General features: G+C 57.7%; 17 protein-coding genes and 1 tRNA gene. 8 read left to right on the top strand and 10 right to left on the bottom strand.

Annotated elements, in window-relative coordinates; translation table 11 throughout:
* Window positions 1-24 precede the first annotated feature (24 nt).
* Both NUV55_RS06350 and NUV55_RS06345 read left to right on the top strand, forming a co-directional pair.
* Window positions 25-4,470 (top strand): VWA domain-containing protein, encoded by a 4,446-nt coding sequence (locus NUV55_RS06350; RefSeq protein WP_296671351.1) that lies wholly within the window; start codon window positions 25-27, stop codon window positions 4,468-4,470.
* Window positions 4,471-4,560: 90 nt separating this feature from the next.
* Complete coding sequence (locus NUV55_RS06345; protein ID WP_296671349.1) at window positions 4,561-5,070, top strand: type IV pilin protein; 510 nt, start codon at window positions 4,561-4,563, stop codon at window positions 5,068-5,070.
* A gap of 36 nt (window positions 5,071-5,106) precedes the next feature.
* Here the strand turns inward: NUV55_RS06345 and ispH are convergent, their stop codons facing one another.
* From ispH to murJ, 6 genes are all read right to left on the bottom strand, one after another.
* Window positions 5,107-6,042, bottom strand: a complete 936-nt coding sequence (gene ispH, locus NUV55_RS06340) for a 4-hydroxy-3-methylbut-2-enyl diphosphate reductase (protein WP_296671348.1) — start codon at window positions 6,040-6,042, stop codon at window positions 5,107-5,109.
* 31 nt (window positions 6,043-6,073) lie between these two features.
* Complete coding sequence (gene lspA, locus NUV55_RS06335; RefSeq protein ID WP_296671346.1) at window positions 6,074-6,544, bottom strand: signal peptidase II; 471 nt, start codon at window positions 6,542-6,544, stop codon at window positions 6,074-6,076.
* Window positions 6,544-9,357, bottom strand: coding sequence for an isoleucine--tRNA ligase (gene ileS, locus NUV55_RS06330; protein ID WP_296671344.1), 2,814 nt, complete (start codon window positions 9,355-9,357; stop codon window positions 6,544-6,546). Before ileS ends, lspA begins: the two co-directional genes overlap by 1 nt.
* Window positions 9,358-9,378: 21 nt before the next feature.
* Window positions 9,379-10,350, bottom strand: a complete 972-nt coding sequence (ribF, locus tag NUV55_RS06325; protein WP_296671343.1) for a bifunctional riboflavin kinase/FAD synthetase — start codon at window positions 10,348-10,350, stop codon at window positions 9,379-9,381.
* A gap of 84 nt (window positions 10,351-10,434) precedes the next feature.
* A complete protein-coding gene (locus tag NUV55_RS06320) occupies window positions 10,435-10,851 on the bottom strand; it encodes a DUF2203 domain-containing protein (protein WP_296671341.1) in 417 nt (138 codons plus the stop codon).
* Window positions 10,844-12,418, bottom strand: coding sequence for a murein biosynthesis integral membrane protein MurJ (gene murJ / locus NUV55_RS06315; protein WP_296671340.1), 1,575 nt, complete (start codon window positions 12,416-12,418; stop codon window positions 10,844-10,846). Before murJ ends, NUV55_RS06320 begins: the two co-directional genes overlap by 8 nt.
* A 175-nt stretch (window positions 12,419-12,593) precedes the next feature.
* Between murJ and rpsT the strand changes: the two genes are divergently transcribed.
* Window positions 12,594-12,857 (top strand): 30S ribosomal protein S20, encoded by a 264-nt coding sequence (rpsT, locus tag NUV55_RS06310; RefSeq protein WP_296671338.1) that lies wholly within the window; start codon window positions 12,594-12,596, stop codon window positions 12,855-12,857.
* Window positions 12,858-12,920: 63 nt separating this feature from the next.
* On the opposite strand, the gene proB is transcribed toward rpsT, so the two are convergent.
* The 4 genes from proB to rplU form a co-directional block, all read right to left on the bottom strand.
* Complete coding sequence (gene proB, locus NUV55_RS06305) at window positions 12,921-14,054, bottom strand: glutamate 5-kinase (RefSeq protein ID WP_296671337.1); 1,134 nt, start codon at window positions 14,052-14,054, stop codon at window positions 12,921-12,923.
* Window positions 14,051-15,091, bottom strand: coding sequence for an Obg family GTPase CgtA (gene cgtA, locus NUV55_RS06300; RefSeq protein WP_296671335.1), 1,041 nt, complete (start codon window positions 15,089-15,091; stop codon window positions 14,051-14,053). The genes proB and cgtA overlap by 4 nt, the downstream gene beginning before the upstream one ends.
* A 74-nt stretch (window positions 15,092-15,165) precedes the next feature.
* Window positions 15,166-15,423 (bottom strand): 50S ribosomal protein L27, encoded by a 258-nt coding sequence (gene rpmA / locus NUV55_RS06295; protein ID WP_296671334.1) that lies wholly within the window; start codon window positions 15,421-15,423, stop codon window positions 15,166-15,168.
* 15 nt (window positions 15,424-15,438) lie between these two features.
* Window positions 15,439-15,750 (bottom strand): 50S ribosomal protein L21, encoded by a 312-nt coding sequence (rplU, locus tag NUV55_RS06290; protein ID WP_296671332.1) that lies wholly within the window; start codon window positions 15,748-15,750, stop codon window positions 15,439-15,441.
* Window positions 15,751-15,910: 160 nt separating this feature from the next.
* Between rplU and ispB the strand changes: the two genes are divergently transcribed.
* The 5 genes from ispB to NUV55_RS06270 all read left to right on the top strand — a co-directional run bounded on the left by ispB (window position 15,911) and on the right by NUV55_RS06270 (window position 20,509).
* Window positions 15,911-16,879, top strand: a complete 969-nt coding sequence (ispB, locus tag NUV55_RS06285) for an octaprenyl diphosphate synthase (RefSeq protein WP_296671331.1) — start codon at window positions 15,911-15,913, stop codon at window positions 16,877-16,879.
* 16 nt (window positions 16,880-16,895) lie between these two features.
* Window positions 16,896-16,972, top strand: a tRNA-Pro gene (locus tag NUV55_RS06280).
* A 90-nt stretch (window positions 16,973-17,062) separates the two neighbouring features.
* Window positions 17,063-17,299, top strand: a complete 237-nt coding sequence (locus tag NUV55_RS13805; protein WP_367280365.1) for a PP0621 family protein — start codon at window positions 17,063-17,065, stop codon at window positions 17,297-17,299.
* Window positions 17,300-17,465: 166 nt separating this feature from the next.
* The gene (locus tag NUV55_RS06275) at window positions 17,466-19,136 is read left to right on the top strand and encodes a PAS domain-containing sensor histidine kinase (RefSeq protein ID WP_296671329.1); all 1,671 of its coding nucleotides are present in this window, start codon (window positions 17,466-17,468) and stop codon (window positions 19,134-19,136) included.
* Window positions 19,133-20,509, top strand: coding sequence for a sigma-54 dependent transcriptional regulator (locus tag NUV55_RS06270; protein ID WP_296671328.1), 1,377 nt, complete (start codon window positions 19,133-19,135; stop codon window positions 20,507-20,509). The genes NUV55_RS06275 and NUV55_RS06270 overlap by 4 nt, the downstream gene beginning before the upstream one ends.
* Window positions 20,510-20,628 lie beyond the last annotated feature (119 nt).

Here is a 20,628-nt window from a genome sequence, read left to right as displayed (position 1 = left end):
GCAAACTCAATTGAGGGCAACACCATGAACACGACAACCCCCAACCAGCGTCGCACTGCATTTGCATTCATCATCGCCGGTGTCCTTTTCGCGCTGGTCTCGACCAATGCTCCGGCGCGCGATACCGATATCTATTTCACCGACCCCTCCGCCAGCGGTCTCAAGCCCAACGTGCTGCTGATCCTGGACACCTCGGGCAGCATGAACGAGTACGTGAGCAACGGCATGAGCCGCATCGACCATATGAAGCAGGCGATGAAGACCATCATTGACGAGAGCACCAATATCAACCTGGGCGTCATGCGCTTCTCGCGCGGCCAAGGCGCGGCCGTGATCTACCCCCTAAGCGACCTCGATGCCGACGTGCCGGATGACGGCAATCTGATCGCCGCCATGCAGAACAGCGCCGATGACGCCTATGAATCATCGTCCGGCACCGTGACCACGACCGAGACAACCCATACCTTTCAATCCGGTCGTACCGTCGGCATCCGCTTTAGCAACGTTTACATCCCCAAGGGCGCAACCATCACCAGCGCCTATGTGACGCTGATCGCCTCGAGCAGCAATTCAAACGCGACAAGCATGACCATTTCCGCAGACGCCTCTGATAATGCGCCGGCCTATACCGCCGTCGCCAACGATATCACCAGCCGCGTCCAGACCGCCGCGGTAGCCTGGGCCACGCCGGCTTGGACCAACGGTGCGCGCTATTACAGTCCCGATATATCGGCGGTCGTGAAAACTATTGTCGACCGCAGCGGCTGGCAGAGTGGCAACGCCATGGCATTTCAATTCACCACCGCCTCGGGCACCCGCATTGCGTATGCGTATGACCGTTATGTCGATCCCGGTGCCAATTACGAGAGCTTCTTTCCCAAACTCGTCGTCAAATACGACTCTTCCGGGGTCGGCGGCTCTGTCACATGCAACAAAACCGCCGTTGCACGCGTGAATCTCGGGACCGACGATGCCGAAGAGCGCGCGAACGGCGCCGGCATTGGCGGCATGACGACCGCCCAAACCAACTCAAATCCGATTCAGCTCACAAAGCAGGGCACCAGCAACGAACAGTATGTCGGTGTCCGCTTCCAGAATATACAGGTTCCACAGGGGGCCACGATTGTTTCGGCGGAAATGGATTTCCGCATTCGCACTACCAACTCGGCAGCGGCCTCGTTAATCATCGACGGACAGGCGTCGGATAGCGCCACTACCTTTACGGGGACCGCCTTCAATATATCGAACACCACGCTGCGCCCGAGAACATCCAGTTCCGTATCCGTGCCGTGGAACAGTCTCCCCAATCCGGCGGCCGGACAACCGCTCACCACACCCAGCCTCACGGGTATTGTGTCGGAAATAGTGAATCGTACGGGCTGGGCGAGCGGTAATGCCATGGCTTTTTTCATCAAGGCCGGCGCGGCATCTGGCCCGCGTAACGTCGAGGCCTTCGAAACCTCGCCTGGCAGAGCGCCGTTCCTGCGCATCACCTATCAGGCCTCCTGCGCGGCGCGCAAGGCGCGCGATGAAATAAAAGCCGCCATCGTGGCCATGAGCGCCGGTGGCAGTACTCCGATCGTGGACGCCTTGTACGAAGGCGCACTTTATTTCCGCGGCGATGCAGCCGACTACGGCAAAGCGCGTGAAAACGGCACCTCCGGCACCAACACCTACCTGCTGCGCGTGAGCCATTCGCTATCCTACAGCCCCAACAACCTGAGTCAGCCAACGGGCTGTAGCAACGCGGACCTCGAGGCCGATGCCTGCATCACGGAACAGATTACCGGCAATGTGACTTATAAATCGCCGGTCACGGCGGGCTGCCAGTCGAATCATATGGTACTGCTCACCGACGGCGCGGCCACGGCCAACAACTCCAAGGTCAAGGTCAGGACCATGACCGGAGCCGCCAGCTGCTCCGGGTCAGGCTTCGAGGACTGCGGCGTTACGCTGACAACCTATCTTGCCAATAGCGATCAATTCTCCGCGTACGTCGGCACCCAGCCGATCTACACGCATACCGTCGGCTTCAACATCAGCAACACGTTCCTCAGCGACCTCGCCTCGACCGGCAAAGGCTCGTATCAGACGGTCAATAACGCCGACGAACTGACTGACGCCTTCCGGGAGATACTGAACCAGGTGCTGAGCGACCCGACGGGATTCGTCTCGCCCTCGCTCACGGTCAACGCCTTCAACCGGCTCTATGACCAGGACGATGTGTATTTCAGCGTGTTCAGCCCGCAACTGGCGGTCGGCTGGCCGGGCAACGTGAAAAAATACCGTTTGTGCGACAAGGGCGAATCCTGCCTCTTCGGCGAAGTAGTGGATGCCAACGACGACCCGGCCATCGATACCAACACAAGCAAAATCAAGGGCACGGCCCAAAGCTTTTGGAGCTCTTCACCGGATGGACCCACCGTGGATCTGGGTGGTGCGGGAGCGAAAGTTCCCGCCTACACCGCTGGCACACGCAAGGTATACACCTACACCGGTACGGCAAGCACAACCGATAACGACGACTTCCCCGCCAGTGCAGAAGACCTGACGCTGGCGAGACATGTCGTCAGCCAAGCCGTGGTTGGCACGCCTGATAACGCCGCCCTGTCCAAGACCCTGCTCGGCAACGCCTCGATGACCGATCAGGAATACTACGACACCATCCGCTGGATGCGCGGCCAGGACGTGCAGGACGACGACAGCAACGGCTCGACCACGGACAATCGCTGGAAATTCACGGACGCTTTGCACAGCCGTCCGGCCACGGTCACCTACGGTGGCACGGCCGCCAGTCCCGTGAGCAAGCTCTTCGTCGGCACCAACGACGGCGGCCTGCGCATGATCAATACCTCGAATGATGCCACTACCGGTGGACAGGAAGAGTGGATAGTTTATCTCCCCGAGTTTCTGCCGAAAATGAAGAGTCTCATGGACAACAACAGTGGCGAGCATATCATCGGCCTGGACGGTGCGTCATCGGTATGGGTTGTGGACAACGACAAAGACGGCAGCATCGAGCCCGGCGGCGGCAATAACGACAAAGTCTATCTGTATATAGGCATGCGCCGCGGAGGACGCGACGTTTATGCCCTCGACGTCACGCCCGACAGCGGTCCGGTGACCACCCCTGCGGCCACCGGCGAGATCAAGCCGAAATTTCTCTGGCGCATCAAGGGTGGTGGCGCTGGCGACTATGCGGAGCTCGGCCAGACCTGGTCATACCCAGCTGTCGCCACCATCCGCGTCAAGTGTGCGAGCGGCGACACCACCTGCGATGACAGCGACGGCAGCACGCTGGACAGCAAGAAGAAGACCGTGCTCATCTTCGGCGGCGGCTATGACCCCGCCCAGGACGGCGTGATGCCCGCTGGCGCGGATTCCATGGGTAACGGCATCTACATCGTGGACCCGCTTAATGGCTCGCTCGTGTGGCGGGTTGGCGGCACGGGTTCCGGCGCACCGCTGGTCATGCCCGAGATGAAATATTCCATTCCCTCGGATGTCGGCATGCTGGATAGCAACGGCGACGGCGCGGTGGATCGCCTTTATGTCGGCGACATGCGCGGCCAGGTGTTCCGCATTGACCTTAGCAACCAGATCGATCCGTCAGCCAGCACAGCAGCTTTGAGAAACGGCGGAACGAGCGGTTTTGTGTTTGCCGACATCGGCTGCACCGGCGGTGTGCGCAGTAATAATTGCAGTGCCACGGATAAATTCGAACGGCGCAAGTTCTTCTACGCACCCGCGATCGTGCAGACGCGCGACTCGACATACTCCTCGGCCAGCGATTACGATATCATCGCCATCGCCAGCGGCGACCGCGAGGATCCGCTCGACAAGATCACCAAAGCCCTGAGCATCGATGAGGTGCATAACCGCATTTATGCCTTCCGCGATTATAACTACCCGTACGGCAGTCCCGGGACAACGTCGACACTATCCGAAAGCGATCTTTACAACAGCACCTCCAATGCGTTGCAAGACCCGAGCGGTACAGGATATTCAGCGGCGCTGACGGACATCAAGGCGGCGGATGGCTGGTACGTAGACCTCGCGGAATCAGGCAGCGACTGGATCGGCGAAAAGGGGCTTTCGCACCCGACGGTATTCTCCAGCGTGCTTTATGTCACGACCTATATACCGCCCAGCGGCGGGCCTGTCGTCACGGGCACATGTCCGCCGCCGGCTGAGGGATCTGCCCGCCTCTATGGCCTCAATTATCTTTCGGGCGCGGGGATTATCGACTTGAACGGAACCACCGGCATAGATCGCTACGTCGACATCGGCGGCGGGATACCATCTGAAATCGTGGTTGTTAGCCGCGAGGGCGGTACCACCGCGATCGTCGGCACCAGCGGTGGCGCCAGCATTGGCGGCGGAGATGGCGGTGGCGGATGCACTCCCCCGTTTTGCTTTCCGTTTCCCGATGATGTGTCGCGCATTCCGACCTTCTGGCATGATGATTAGCCTGAGCTATAGTCAAACGCCATGAATCAAAGCGCCTCCTCCGGATAACCGGAGGAGGCTGGTATTTGAAACCTTGAGGAGAAAATCGGGATGAGGGATATACGGTTACACGGCTTTACACTCATCGAACTCATGATTGTGGTGGTGATCATCGGGATTCTCGCCACCATCGCCTATCCGAGTTACAGAAATTTCACCACCCAGGCCCGGCGTTCGGATGCGCAGATTGCCCTGACTCGGGTCGCCGCCCAGCAGGAAAAGTTTTTTTCAGACTGCACCACTTACGCTGGGACACTGGTGGGCACCCGGGATTGCGCCACGGGCATACTCGGCCTTGCGGCTGCCACCCCGGTGCTTTCTCCGGACCTGCACTATGAGATGACCCTGGTGGCCCCGACCGCCAGCACTGGCACCTGTCCCATCACCAGTTGTTTTCACCTACAAGCCAATCCTGATGGAGCGGGTGTAACACGGCGTCAGGCCGGTAATGGCCGGCTAAGAATCAATCACTTGGGCCAAAAGTCCTGGGATAAGGATAATACCAATACACCGAATCCCACGACCCACGGGAGTTATTCCAAAAAGTGGTCGGATAAATAATTAGGCTGGCCGTGCTGACGAAATATGAATACCAGATCAAGGGATAAAGTTTTTCCGTAATTCTTTGGGAATGGGGAAAGAAATACTTTCCGTTTTTCCTGGCTGTTCCTCCACGACCTCCGCGCCCCATTCGCGTAGTCGCGTGACCACTCGCTGTACCAGCTCCTCCGGCGCCGAGGCGCCGGCGGTCAGCCCGATTTTCTGCACTCCGGTCAACCATTCGCGCCGGATGTCATCCGGCCCATCAATCATGTACCCACGCACGTTCTGGCCCTCCGCCACTTCACGCAGGCGGTTGGAATTGGAACTGTTGAGCGAGCCAACAACCAGCATTACGTCGACAGCTGCCGCCAATGCCTTCACAGCATCCTGGCGATTTTGCGTGGCATAACAGATATCGTCTTTTTTCGGGCCTTTGATATTGGGATAACGCACACGCAAGGCATCGACAATCCTCGCCGTATCATCCATGGACAATGTTGTCTGGGTTGCGTACGACAGGTTGGCTTCATCTTTCACATGCAACTTTGCTACATCTTCGACCGCTTCAACAAGATGCATCCCGCTGTCCGCCTGCCCCATCGTCCCCTCCACCTCGGGATGGCCGGCATGGCCGATCAGGACGCATTCCGTGCCGTTGCTCCGGTGGCGCGCCACTTCCGTGTGAACCTTGGTCACCAGCGGGCAGGTGGCGTCAAAGATACGCAGGCCACGCTGAGTGGCTTCCTCGCGCACCGCGCGCGAAACGCCGTGGGCGCTGAATATGACCGTCGCCCCTGCAGGCACTTGATCCAGCTCTTCGACAAAAACGGCGCCCTTGGCACGCAAGTTTTCCACCACGAAACGGTTGTGCACCACCTCATGGCGCACGTAGATCGGCGCGCCGAATATTTCCAGCGCACGCTCAACGATTTCAATGGCGCGGTCGACGCCGGCACAGAAACCGCGGGGATTGGCTAGATAAACTTGCATGAATAAATAATACGCTGCATTGCGAACAGCATCAGGAGTTCCGCGTCTTCCGGATTCCCAGCGCATCAAGAATTAGCAGGGCTGCACCCATGGTGATGGCAGAATCGGCCACGTTGAACGCCGGCCAGTGCCAGGTTGCGTAATAGACATCAATAAAATCAATTACATATCCATGTAACAAGCGATCGGCGAGGTTGCCCAGCGCCCCGCCCAACACCAGCATCAGCGCTATAGCGAGAAGCCTTTCCTTGCTGTCCAGGCGCCGGATCATCCACAAAATAAAAGCGCTTGCGGCCCCAGCGACGATAATGAAAAAAATATTCTGCCAACCTCCTGCGCTGCTCAAAAAACCGAACGCCGCGCCAGTGTTATGGACCAGCACCAAACTCAGAAAAGGCGTAAGGAGAACATCTCCATGCCGCAACAGATAATCAGCCACGATGTATTTTGTGAGCTGATCGAAAACGAAAACGAACCCCGCAACCCACAGAAGGCGCCACATCAGGCGTAGCTCCGTGTTTCGCCCGGGCCGGTGACATTCTGCACGCAGCGACTGCAAATCTGCGGGTGTTCCTTGTTGCTGCCGATGTCCTCGCGGTAATGCCAGCAGCGTATGCATTTAGGGAAGGTTGAAGCGGCAACTCGCAAAGCCAATCCCTTGATTTCCGTATCCACTGCCGCGGCGGGCTTTTCCGACAGGGCATGCACTCGTACATACGAAGTGATGAACACGAATCGCAGTTCATCTCCGAGCCGACGCAAGCGCTCTTGCCACGGGTCATCGCAATATATATCGACTTCCGCCCCGAGGCCGGAACCGATATCGCCGGCGACGCGCAATTTTTCCAGCTCCTTGGCTACGGCCTGGCGCACGCTGATCACCTCGTCCCAGAAGCCGCGATCGACGGCGCCATCGGGCAGTGCCGGCAATGAATACCAGTTTCCCAGGAATACAGACTCACTTCGTTTCCCCGGCATGTAACGCCAGATTTCCTCGGCGGTAAAGGACAATACCGGCGCGAGCCAGCGCGCCAGCGCTTCCAGAATATGGAACATCGCGGTTTGAGCCGAGCGACGCCCACGGCTGTTGGCCGGCATGGTGTACATCCGGTCCTTGAGTATGTCGAGATAAAAACCGCCCATGTCCACGACGCAGAACTGATGCAATTTCTGATAAATCACGTGGAACTGGAACTGCTCGTAAGCTTCCAGCAATTCTTTCTGCAAATCATGCGCGCGAGCGAGCGCCCATTGATCGAGCGCGAGCATGTCTTTTACCGTCAGCAGCATCGAAGTATCGAAGTCGGAAAGATTGGCCAGAAAATAGCGCGTGGTATTACGAATGCGCCGGTAGGAATCGGCCATGCGTGTGAGGATTTCATCGGAAACACTCATCTCCGCGCGGTACTCGGTGGCCGCCACCCACAAACGCAAGATGTCCGCGCCCATGACCTTGATGACCTTCTGCGGCACGATCACATTGCCCTGCGATTTGGACATCTTCTTGCCCTTGGCATCCACGGTGAAACCATGAGTCAGAACACCCTTGTAAGGCGCCTCCCCATGCATGGCCACCGAAGTCAGCAACGACGATTGAAACCAGCCGCGGTGCTGATCCGAACCTTCAAGATACAAGTCAGCGGGAAACGGGAGTTCGGTCCGGCGATTCAGTACGCTACTGTGCGTCACACCCGAGTCGAACCAGACATCGAGGGTGTCGCTGGCCTTGTCGTATTGATCAGCCTCCGCACCAAGCAGTTCTGCCGGTTTCAATTCAAACCAGGCGTCAATGCCACGCTGTTGCACACGCTGCGCCACTTGCTCGATCAGTCTGCCTGTATCCGGATGCCGCTCGCCCGTTTGCCGGTGCAGAAACAGCGGGATTGGCACTCCCCAGGCACGCTGACGGGAGATACACCAATCCGGACGATTTTCAATCATGCCCTGAATGCGCGCCTGACCCCAATCCGGAATCCATTTGACGCCCGCGATGGCGCGCAGCGCCGGTTCACGCAAACGTTCCATGCTGATAAACCACTGGGACGTGGCGCGGAAAATGATCGGTGTCTTGTGGCGCCAGCAATGCGGATAACTGTGATTCAGCGCCTCGGCATGCAGCAGCGCGCCATGCGTCTTGAGTACTTCGATGACATGTTCGTTGGCCTTGAATACATGCTCGCCGGCAAAGAGCTCGGTGCCGGGCAGGAACTTGCCGTCCCCGCCAACGGGATTGTCCACCGCGAGTTTGTAACGTTCGCCAACCACGTAATCTTCCAGACCATGACCCGGCGCCGTGTGCACCGCACCGGTGCCGGCCTCTGTCGTCACGTGCTCACCGAGAATGATTGGCACCTCGCGCGCGTAGAACGGATGCCTGAGCTTCATGCCCTCCAGATCCTTGCCACGGCAATTGGCCACGACGCGGTATTGATCAATACCGTAACGCGCCATTACGTCTTTGACCAGAGGCTCAGTAACCAGCAAACGCTCGTGCCCTTTGGGGCTGGAACACTGCAACAATACATACTCCAGGTCCGGGTGCAGTGCGACCGCCTGGTTGGCCGGTAGCGTCCAGGGTGTGGTAGTCCAGATCACGACGTGGATCGGCCCCTCGCCCGCATGGCCTGCAACATGTTCGCAACGCGCGAGAAACGCTGCCGGATCCACGACGGCAAAACGCACATCGATGGCAGGCGATGTCTTGTCCACGTATTCCACCTCGGCCTCGGCCAGCGCCGATCCGCAGTCACTGCACCAATGCACCGGCTTGTGCCCACGCACCACGTGGCCATTGGCAATTATCTGCCCAAGCGCACGGATGATGTCAGCCTCGATGGAGAAATCCATCGTGAGATAAGGCCGCTCCCAATCGCCTATCACACCCAGTCGAATAAAATCCTCACGCTGCTTGTCCACCTGCACACGCGCATATTCACGGCAGGCCTGGCGAAATTTGGATGGCTCGACCTGCGCGCCCGCCTTGCCGATTTTTTTCTCGACGGCGTGCTCAATGGGCAGCCCGTGACAATCCCAACCCGGTACATAAGGGGCATCGAATCCGCTCAGCGTCCGGGATTTGACGATGATGTCCTTGAGAATCTTGTTGACCGCATGACCTATATGAATATCGCCGTTGGCGTAGGGCGGACCGTCATGCAGGATATATTTCGGGCGGCCGCGACCGTGTTCGCGCAGTTGTTGGTATAGATTGATCTCCTGCCAATGTTTCAAGACCTCCGGCTCGCGCGCCGCCAGGTTGGCCTTCATGGGAAAATCCGTCTGCGGAAGATTCAGCGTATTTTTATAGTCGTTCACCACAAGCCCTTTGCAAATATCTTATGCGCTCTTTTCATGATCGGCAATCTTGACGCGCCCCGGATGGTAGTCCTGAAAAAACGCGCGCACATCCACAACGTCTTTTTCAATCCAGTGGCGCAGCTCGTCCAGTGAATTGAAGCGTTTTTCATCGCGAAACTTGCGCAGGAAATTCACCTGCACGTAGGCACCATAAATATCATCGCTGAAATCCAGCAGATGGACTTCCAGCAGGGTGCGCGTACCGCCGACCGTGGGGCGCGTGCCGATATTGGCCGCCCCGGCCAGCGGTTCGGTATTGAGTCCGAATACCTCCACGGCGAAAATCCCCTTGATGGGCGTCACTTTGCGATGCAGATGGATGTTGGCGGTCGGAAACCCAAGAGTGCGGCCGAGCTTGTCTCCATGCGCCACGCGTCCGCACATGCGATACGGCCGCCCCAGCAGCTTTTCCGCCAGTACCAGATCCCCGGTCGCCAGAGCCGCGCGAATACGCGTGCTTGAAACGCGTTCATCGTCAATCGTCACGGTATGCATGTTCACAACCTGGAAACCATGCTTACGGCCGGCGGCCACCAGCATGGTGAAATCTCCCCGTCGTTGTCGGCCAAAACGAAAATCATCGCCGACGACGAGATAACGCACCTTGAGCCCGTCCACCAGCAGACGTTGAATGAATTGCTCGGGTTCCAGGGCGGCAAATTCAGCGTCGAAGCGCAGGCACAGCACACGATCGACCGAATAGCGACGCAACGCCTGAAGTTTTTCGCGCAGTCGCGTCAGACGCGGGATGGCCGCCTGCGGTTGAAAGAATTCCTGCGGCTGCGGCTCAAACAGGATCACCTGGGTGGGCAATCCGAGCTCCTGACCCTTTTCCGCCAGCTGACCGATCACTGCCTGGTGACCAAGATGCGCACCGTCAAAATTTCCGATCGTGGCCACACACCCGCGATGCTGCGGCTTGAGGTTATGCCACCCGCGTATGAACTCCATGGGACCGCTCAGATTTCACTCTGGGAATAACAGGGAAGGTTACCGTCTCGCGCACGCGAGAACAAGCGAGGAACAGCGGGAAATCTACAGATGCGCCCAGTCCGGGTCGAGTTCTTCGATGATGTCCTGCAACGGGCGACGCCCACCGAAACCTTCGTGGTAGCTGTGGTAGTGGCTAATGCGCAGTTCCGGAAATTTCCAGCAGATATAGCCATCGCCGGTGTCGAAATCCGCCAGCCACAACCCCTTGACCACCAGTCCGAGCCGCTCCATTTTTCCCATCCAGCGCCGGACGACTGCTTCATATTGTTTTTCGACATTGCGCACCAGGGGATTGCTCGGCACCATGGCCTCGAGTGCGCGGCGTACGGGCTCCAACTCGCGGTAGGCTTCTTCGGTGATTTTCCACATCAACGGAAACAGCTCTTCAGCCTCCGACAATGTGAACACACGCGGATTGTTACAGGCCGAAATCTGATATATCTGAGCTGCGCTAGTCATCGACTTTTGCCCCCGTCCCCTTCTTAAGCAGTAACTGTGCCAATCGTACTCCGAAAGCGGTTACGGTCAATAAATACACTACGGCGCCTGTGACTACCCATGTTGACAAACGCGTGGCCCGCTCCCATGCCGGGGCCCGCAACCAGGAATCAAGATCGCCTGCCCCCCAGGCGAGGACAGCGCCCATTACAATACTGGCAAGGCTGACACGCGTGAGAAAAACAATCCATCCGGGAGAAGGGCGATACACGTCTTGTCGGCGCAGTGTGAAGAAAAGCGCACCGGCATTGACAAACGCCGCCAGTGAAATAGCCAACGCCAATCCAACGTGTTTCAACGGAATTACCAGCACCAGGCTCAGGATAATGTTGACCACCAGAGAAAGCACACCGATGCGCATGGGAGTTTTCGTATCCTGGCGCGCATAGAATCCCGGCGCCAGCACCTTGATCAAAATAAAACCCAGCAGACCGAAAGAGAATGCCATAAGCGCGTTGGCGCTCATGTGGACATCGTTGACGCTGAACTTTCCGAAATAAAAGAATGTCGCCAGCAACGGACCGGACAGAATGACAAGGGCGACCGACGCGGGAATCGCTATCAGGAATACCCAGCGCAGGCCCCAATCAAGCAAATGAGAGAATTCCTCGCGCGAATTGCTGGCGTGGCGGCGCGCCAGGCTGGGGAGGATCACCGTGGCCAGCGCGATACCAAACACGCCCAAGGGAAATTCCATCAACCGGTCGGAATAATACAGCCACGAAACACTGCCGGTGATCAGGAACGAGGCCAGCAGCGTATTTACCAGCATGTTGATTTGCGCCACCGAGACACCAAAGATTGCCGGCAACATCAGCCTGAACACGCGTGACACGCCGCGGTGCCGCTCACGCAACCGCAAACGCGGGCGCGGCAGCAACCGGATTCTCCGCAGAAACGGTATCTGAAACAGCAACTGCACTATGCCGGCAATGAATACGCCCCAGGCCAACGCCAGGACCGGCTCGGCCATGCGCGGGGCGAGCCACACGGCAGCGCCGATAAGCGATAGATTGAGCAACACCGGCGTAAAAGCAGCCGCCGCGAAACGACCATAGGTATTAAGTATGCCCGCTGCCATCGCTACCAGGGAGACAAAGAAAATATACGGGAAGGTAATGCGCAGCATCTGAACCGTCAGATTGTATTTATGCGGCTCGTCGAGGAATCCGGGCGCGAGGGTCATCACTAGAATGGGGGCGGCGATCACGCCAACGAGCGTGACGACAAAAAGTATGGTGCCCAGGATGCCCGCCATGTGATCGACGAAGACCTTGGCCTCGTCGGCCGTGTATTTGGTCTTGTATTCGGCGAACACCGGAACAAAACTTTGGGAAAATGCGCCCTCGCCGAAAATGCGGCGCAGGAAATTGGGAATGCGGAAAGCGACGTAGAAGGCATCGGCCGCCACACCGGTGCCGGCGCCGATGAGGCTGGCAAAAAATATATCGCGAATAAGGCCGGTAATCCTCGACAGCAGAGTCATACCGCCGGTGACGGCCGTGGATTTGAGGAGCTTGCGGCTCACGAATGCGCGTTAATGACGTGACTCCATGTGGGTGGCGATAATACAGGATGTCACAGACCTCCCAAACCGTTTACACCCCGTGAATAACCGGCACACAGACCATCGGCGGGATTGACAAACACGCCCAAAATCAGCATAGTTGCCGCCCTTTTTGGGCTATTTCAGGAGAATTGTTTTGGCCAATACAGCACAGGCAAAGAAGCGCGCACGTCAGGCCGAAGTGCATCGCGCGCGTAACGCCGGTCAACGTACCGAGCTGCGCACACAGATCAAGAAGGTCCGTACCGCCGTTGTCGCCAAGGACAAATCCGCGGCACAACAGGCCTTCCGTGAAGCGACTTCCGTCATCGACCGTCTGGTCGGCAAAGGTCTGGTTCACAAAAACGCCGCCGCACGCTACAAGAGCGGTCTCAATCAGAAAGTGCGCACGCTGGCGTAATTTTTCAGACATCGATTCATAAAAAAGGCCGGCAATGCCGGCCTTTTTTTATTGCGTATTCCGTTACAGCACGACCATGTTATCCCGGTGGATCAGCTCCGGTTCATCAATATACCCAAGGATGGATTCAATCTTGTCGCTCGCCTGACCGATGATACGCTCGGCCTCTTCCGAACTGTAATTCACCAGTCCGCGCGCCACCTCATGGCCTTCGGGGTCAAAACAGGAAACAATTTCGCCGCGCGTGAAACTTCCCTCTACAGCCTTAACGCCCACAGGCAATAAACTTTTGCCGCCATCGCGGATAACCTTGACGGCACCGGCATCGAGCCTGAGTTTACCCGCGGCGCTTGCCTGGCCCGCGAGCCACTGTTTACGTGCAGCCACGCGGCCCTGTGCCGCGAGCAGATGCGTTCCGATAGCCTCTCCAGCCAGAACACGCGTAATGACATTCGCATCCCGCCCGGAGGCAATCACCGTTGAAGCGCCCGAGCGCGCCGCTTTTTCTGCTGCCAGCAATTTGGAGCGCATGCCGCCACGTCCGAGCACGCCCGAACCGCCTGCCATGGAAAGTAATTGCGCATCGCCGGCCTTGCCCTCGGCCAACAGCTTGGCATCCGGGTCCTGACGTGGGTCCCGGTCATACAAACCGCGCTGATCGGTGAGGATCAGCAATAAATCCGCTTCGATCAGATTGGCCACCAGCGCCGCCAGGGTGTCGTTGTCACCAAATCGGATTTCCTCCGTGGCCACGGTGTCATTTTCATTGATGACGGGAATGACACCCAGGCCGACCAGGGTTCGCAGGGTGGTGCGACTGTTGAGATAGCGCTTGCGGTTGGTCAGGTCATCGTGGGTCAGCAATACCTGGGCTGTATGCAGGCCATGACGCTGAAAGGCGGATTCATAAACCTGAACCAGATTCATCTGCCCCACCGCCGCGATGGCCTGCAGTTCATGCAGCGCGTGCGGACGCGTACGGCGGCCCAGACGCTGCATGCCGGCGGCCACGGCCCCGGAACTGACCAGCACCACTTCGATGCCGCGACCTCGCAGCTGCGAGATCTGCGCCGCCCAGTCATGAATACCGTCGCTGTTCAGACCCTGACCGTCACGCGTCAGCAGCGCACTGCCGATTTTCACGACGATTCGGCGCTTGCTTTTGAGCGAGTCGCGCAGATTAATGTCCATATTCATTTCTCGTTCTGCTTGTCTGTTTTCTTGTTGGTCTGCTCCAGCTGCCGCATCAGACCCATGCTCAGCTCACGACAGCCTTCACCACTGATGGCGGAGATTCTATAGACCGGGCGTTTCCATTTCAGCTTCTTAATGAGCCGGTTAGCAGCCTGCTCGCGCTCATTCGCTGGAAGGAGATCCATTTTATTCAGCACCAGCCAGCGCTCTCGCTTGGCGAGTTGTGGACTGAATTTCTTGAGCTCTGCCTCGATGGTCTTGATCCCCACCGCCGGATCGGCACCCGGCTCCAGCGGCACCATGTCCACCAGATGCAACAGAATGCGCGTACGCGACAAATGCCGGAGAAACTGATGCCCCAACCCCACGCCCTCGGCCGCGCCTTCGATCAGTCCGGGGATATCGGCCATTACGAAACTGCGAAGTTCGCCGACGCGCACCACACCCAGATGCGGATGCAGGGTCGTAAAAGGATAGTCCGCCACTTTGGGGCGCGCATCTGACACCGCCCGCAGCAAGGTGGACTTGCCGGCATTGGGCATTCCGAGCAGACCGACATCGGCCAACACCTGTAACTCAAACGCCAGCTCGCGATGTTCGCCAGGCTTGCCGGGCGTGGTGCGTCGCGGGGCGCGATTCGTGCTCGATTTGAATCGCGTGTTGCCGAGACCGCCTTTGCCGCCGTGGGCCACGAGCAGTGACTCGCCGTTGCAGGTAATCTCGCCGATCAGCTCTTCGGCCTCCGTATCCATCACGCGCGTTCCGAGAGGAACCTGTATATAAAGATCCTTACCGGATTTTCCGGTGCAATTGGCCCCGCCGCCCTTGCCCCCCTTCTCGGCGCGAAACACGCGGGTATGCCGGAAATCGGCGAGCGTATTGAGGCCTTCCTGTCCGACCAGATAAACACTCCCGCCATCGCCGCCATCGCCACCGTCCGGCCCACCGCGCGGAATGAACTTCTCACGCCGAAACGAGAGCGCGCCGTTGCCGCCGGTACCGGCTTCGACACGAATGGTAGCTTCATCAACAAATTTCATGTCTACGATACTCCAAAAATAAAAAACCCCGCCGTGTTGCCAGGGCGGGGTCTATCAATGCGTGCGTAAACTGGTCAGCCCGGTATGATGCTTATCGTTCTGCGATTCCGCGGCCCTTTGACGTCATACTTTACCCGGCCAGTGATCTTGGCGAACAGTGTGTCGTCCTTGCCAATACCGACATGGGGGCCAGGATAAAATTCGGTGCCACGCTGGCGCACAAGAATATTGCCCGCCAGAACCAATTCACCCGCGTAACGTTTAATACCCAAGCGCTGCGAATGGGAATCTCTGCCGTTGCGTGAGCTGCCGCCTGCTTTTTTGTGTGCCATGGAAGAATCTCGCTCTTACTTGATACCGGTTATTTCCAGCTCAGTGTAGTACTGGCGGTGTCCCTGGGTCTTGCGATAGTGCTTGCGCCGACGCATCTTGAACACCTTGATCTTGTCCGCCCGTCCGTGACTCTTCACCGTGGCCGTCACGCTGGCGCCCGCCAACACCGGATTGCCAACACGCGCGTCGCCCTGATCGTCGCTCACCATGAGAACCGGATTAAGATCCACGGTCTGGCCTGCTTCGACTTCCAGCTTTTCCACCCGGATGATATCGCCGGGCGCGACCCGGTATTGCTTGCCGCCGTTTTGAATGACCGCGTACATGAATTCGACTCCTGCTGGCCCCTTGGGGCTGATAAATGCGGAGAAAGACCGCTAAAAGGCCGGCAATTCTAACGATTGGGCCGCATCAGGTCAAACGGCTTGACGGGTGGAAACCCACCCCCTAGCATGCCGGCCCGGACCTCACCGACCCTTCATTTACATGGATTACGAAGCCATTAAGGCGCTGGTGCGGGACGATCTTCGGGCCGTCGACCGCGAGATTGAAGCCCGGCTCCAGTCCGACGTCGCCCTGATCAACCAGATGGGCTCCTATATCGTCCAAAGCGGCGGCAAGCGCCTGCGGCCTGTTCTGGTTCTGTTGGGCAGCCGGGCCTTCGGGTACACGGGCAACGCCCATATTCGCCTGGCCGCCATCATCGAATTCATTCATACCGCTACCCTTCTGCACGATGATGTGGTGGATGCCTCGGAATTGCGCCGTGGCCATACCACGGCCAACACCATCTGGGGCAACGAGGCCAGCGTGCTGGTCGGCGATTTCCTGTACTCGCGCGCCTTCGAAATGATGGTCGAAGTCGGCAGCATGCGCGTGATGGAAATCCTGGCCCACACCACCAACACCATTGCCAAGGGCGAAGTCATGCAACTGCTCAATTGCCATGATCCTGAAACCACCGAGGAGCGTTATATCGAGGTTATCCGCAATAAAACCGCCAAGCTGTTCCAGGCAGCGGCACAGCTTTCGGCCGTCGTCAGCGAGCAGAATCCACAGATCGAGCACGACATGGCGGCGTACGGCATGCATCTCGGTACGGCGTTTCAGCTGGTGGACGACGCACTCGACTATGGACGGGACAACCACGACCTGGGGAAAAACATCGGCGATGACCTCGCCGAAGGCAAACCCACCTTGCCACTTATCTATACCCTGCGGCAGGGGGATAATCGCCAGCGTGAGTTGATTCGCGCGGCCATCGAGGAAGGGGGGCTAGCCCAGATGGAGGAGGTCATGGACGCCATTGAATCAACAGGTTCCATCACGTACACTGCGCGCCGGGCTGAAGACGAGGCTGCCCGGGCCACGGCAGCCTTGACCGCCATACCGGATTCGCCCTACAAACAAGCGCTTCTCGATCTGGCTCAATTTTCCGTCCACCGCACTTATTAGGTATCGTCAGTATCATCGGGGTGTAGCGCAGCCTGGTAGCGCACTTGCTTCGGGAGCAAGGGGCCGGAGGTTCAAATCCTCTCACCCCGACCAATATTCCAGTTACGATTTCAGCCCCCTGCGTTTCCCGAGCGTAGTACCTATAGCGCTTCGTCTTCGGTATCAATAGATACGATATTCCCGATGGGACAGCTGTTGCGCATTATCATTATTCTGATCGGACTATGGCTAGTCCTGACAATCGTTAAGCGCGCCCTGGCTTCTCGCCAAAAACCACCCGCTGATAAACCCTCCGTAGCCCACATGGTCGTTTGCACGCATTGCGGGGTGCATGTGCCTGATTCCGAGGCTATCCGCGATGACAACATGATCTACTGTAGCGAGGAACACCGAAAAGCAGCGAAGAAAGGTCATGAGTAGGTAAAACAATCTGCTTTTTGCTCAATATATGAGTGGTAACAATTTTTGATTCGCTACATCCCTGTAGCTCACCCCTTCGGGGCGCGCTAAAGCGCGTCAAATTTCGTTCCTGACGAAATTTTGCCACTCCTCCATATCTGTGCTATTTCAATAAGGTATGACAGCCATGGAAAGCGCCCTTCCCCGCGCGGGGCAGAGCCAGGCAGAAGGCCGGGCCGCGGTAGACGCCCAGAACTGGAAGCTCCTTAAATACTTTAATTTTTACCGACTGGCGATTGCGCTGGCTGCATCAGGCATGGCCATTACGATCGGAAAATACCCGCCTTTCGGTGATGCCCACCCCGGCTTGTTTCTCAGCACGAGCGTGGTTTTCGCCATCATCAGTTTGACGGCGGCTTTTTCCATTCATTACCAGAAACCCGATTATGACAGCCAGGCAGCGCTGCTTTCCTTTGCCGATGTAACCTTGCTCACAATCATCATGCACGCCAGCGGCGGGTTGACCAGCGGCCTGGGGTTAATGTTGGTGGTCGCCATCGCCGGCACCAGTTTGATGCTCGGTAAACGTTTAACGATATTTTATGCCTCACTGGCCACCATCGCCGTGCTGCTGGAACACTCGTGGGGCATGCTGACCGGTGGCGACCCAACCGATACCGAGATGCTGCAAGGATTTCCGCAGGTAGGATTGTTTGGAGTTGGCCTCTATGCCACGGCCTTCTTCGGTTACTTGCTTGCCACCCGTCTGCGTGCCACGGAAGAACTGGCCCAGAGCCGCGGCGTGGACGTCGCCAACCTCACACAGCTCAACGAACTGGTCATCCAGCGCATGCAATCCGGCGTCGTCGTCTGCGATCCGCAGGGAAACATACGTTTGATCAATCAGTCCGCGCAGAAATATCTTGGCATTCACAACGAGGCCGAGAAAAAATCTCCGCTTAATGAGATATCACCGGATCTCGCTATCCAGCTGTTCCAGTGGCTGGGCAATAGCGCCGTCAATCGGGGGCGAAAAGTATTCACCTCACGCGTGAACTACTCCTTGCTGCCCCGTTTTGTGTCGCTGGGCGACGACAAAAACGCGGTCAAGCTTATTTTTCTCGAAGACATGTCGATCCTGAAACAGCAGGCCCAGCAGTTGAAAATGGCGGCTCTGGCGCGCCTGACCGCGAGCATCGCACACGAAATCCGCAACCCCCTAGGCGCGCTCTCCAATGCGGCGCAACTTCTCGGCGAGACCATGAATACCGAAAATGACGAGGAAAAAAGACTCGTCAAGATCATCGATGAACAAAGCAAGCGCATGAACGTCATCGTGCAGAATGTCACACAACTCAGCCGGCGTGACCGCATTAACCCGGTCAAGCTCGGTCTCGGCCCCTGGCTCCAGGAATTCCTGCGCCAATACGGCGAAACCGTATCCGTGCCGCGCGACGCTTTCGTTACGCACGGTATTCAAGGCTTGTCATTATGCGTGGACCCGGATCAGCTTTATCAGATCGTCTCCAATCTGTGCCAAAACGCCTTGCGTCACAGCCCGCCCTTTACCGGAACGCCTTTGATCAAATTCCAGGGCAGCCGCGACGGCGAGGATCGCCCCACCCTGGACGTCATTGATTGGGGTGCCGGCGTCAATCCCGATATCGCGGACAACATCTTTGACCCCTTCTTCACGACCACGCCGAAAGGAACGGGACTTGGCCTGTATATCGCGCGCGAGTTGTGCGAAGGCAATGGCGCCGCACTCAATTACCACCCCGGGGAAGGCGGCGTGGGCAGCCGCTTCCGGGTTTCATTTGTGCGCGCCGAAGATTGCGCCGAGCTGGGGGCGCTATGAATAAACCGAAAAACCAGATCCTGATCGTCGATGACGAACCGGACATTCGTGAGGTGCTCGAGCTGACGTTGGGGCGCATGAACCTCGAAACACGCTCGGCTTCGAATATCGACGAAGCGCGCCATTTACTGGAGGACTACAAATTCGATCTGTGCCTGACCGACATGCGCCTGCCGGACGGCAATGGCATCGAACTCGTGCGTCACATCCAGGAAAAGCATCCTTACCTGCCAGTGGCGGTCATCACCGCCTTCGGTAACATGGAAACCGCCGTGGCAGCACTCAAGGCCGGCGCTTTCGATTTCGTATCGAAACCCCTCGATCTTAACGATTTACGTAACATCGTCCGTTCTGCCCTGCGCGTGGGGCAGTCACAGGCGGTAAGAACAACCACCGGTGAAGACATTGAGCCACCGGATAGCGGGACCGGTGTCAGGAAAATGCTGGGCGAATCCGTGGCCATCCAGAAGGTGCGGGCCATGATCGAGCGGCTTGCCCGCGGGCAGGCACCGGTTTATATCGCCGGCGAATCCGGGACCGGCAAGGAACTCGCGGCACGACTGATTCACGAACTGGGTCCGCGCGCCGACAAGCCCTTTGTTCCGGTCAACTGTGGCGCAATACCCGAGAGCTTGATGGAAAGTGAATTCTTCGGCCACAAGAAAGGCAGCTTCACCGGAGCAGTAGCCGACAAGGATGGCCTGTTCAAGGCCGCCGACGGCGGCACGTTGTTCCTCGACGAAGTCGGCGACCTGCCGCTGTCCATGCAGGTAAAACTCTTGCGTGTAATACAGGAAAAATCCGTCCGCCCGGTCGGCGCCCAGATCGAAATCAAGGTGGATGTGCGGGTTCTCTCGGCCACCCACAAGAATCTGCACGACCTCGTGGCTCAGGGAAAATTCCGCCAGGACCTGTACTATCGGCTGAATGTTATCGAGCTCATGCTTCCGCCGCTGCGCGATCGCGTGGAAGATATTTCTCTGCTCGCGGAGGCGTTGAGCCGTAAGTTAGCTGACAGCATGGGAATGAAATCCCCCGGCCTGACTCAGGATGCCACGGAAGCTCTGCAACGCTATGCCTTTGCCGGCAACGTGCGCGAACTCGAAAACATCCTCGAACGGGCATTGACCCTGTGCAACGGCACGGAAATCAACGCCCAGGATTTGCAGCTCCAGATTGACGCAGATGAAAGTGAGGCGGAGACCGTCATGGGCAGCAAGGAATCGCTGGATGATTACCTGGAACGAGTAGAACGGGCCACGATTGAAAAGGCGCTGGCCCAAACCCAGCAGAACAAAACCGCCGCCGCCAAGCTGCTGGGGATCAGCTTCCGTGCTTTGCGCTACAAGCTGGAAAAACTCGGAATTGAATAAAATTTAAATATGAGCAGACAGGATTGGGCAGTTTTGCTCAAAAACGGCAATTAGTCTTGAATAATCAGGGCTGGAAATCGGGTATTGAAGGTGGTAGCTTTAAAAAACCGTTCTATTTC

The sequence above is a fragment of the Sulfuricaulis sp. genome (genome assembly GCF_024653915.1).
GTDB lineage: Bacteria > Pseudomonadota > Gammaproteobacteria > Acidiferrobacterales > Sulfurifustaceae > Sulfuricaulis.
This window is presented reverse-complemented; position numbering and strand designations above follow the sequence as displayed.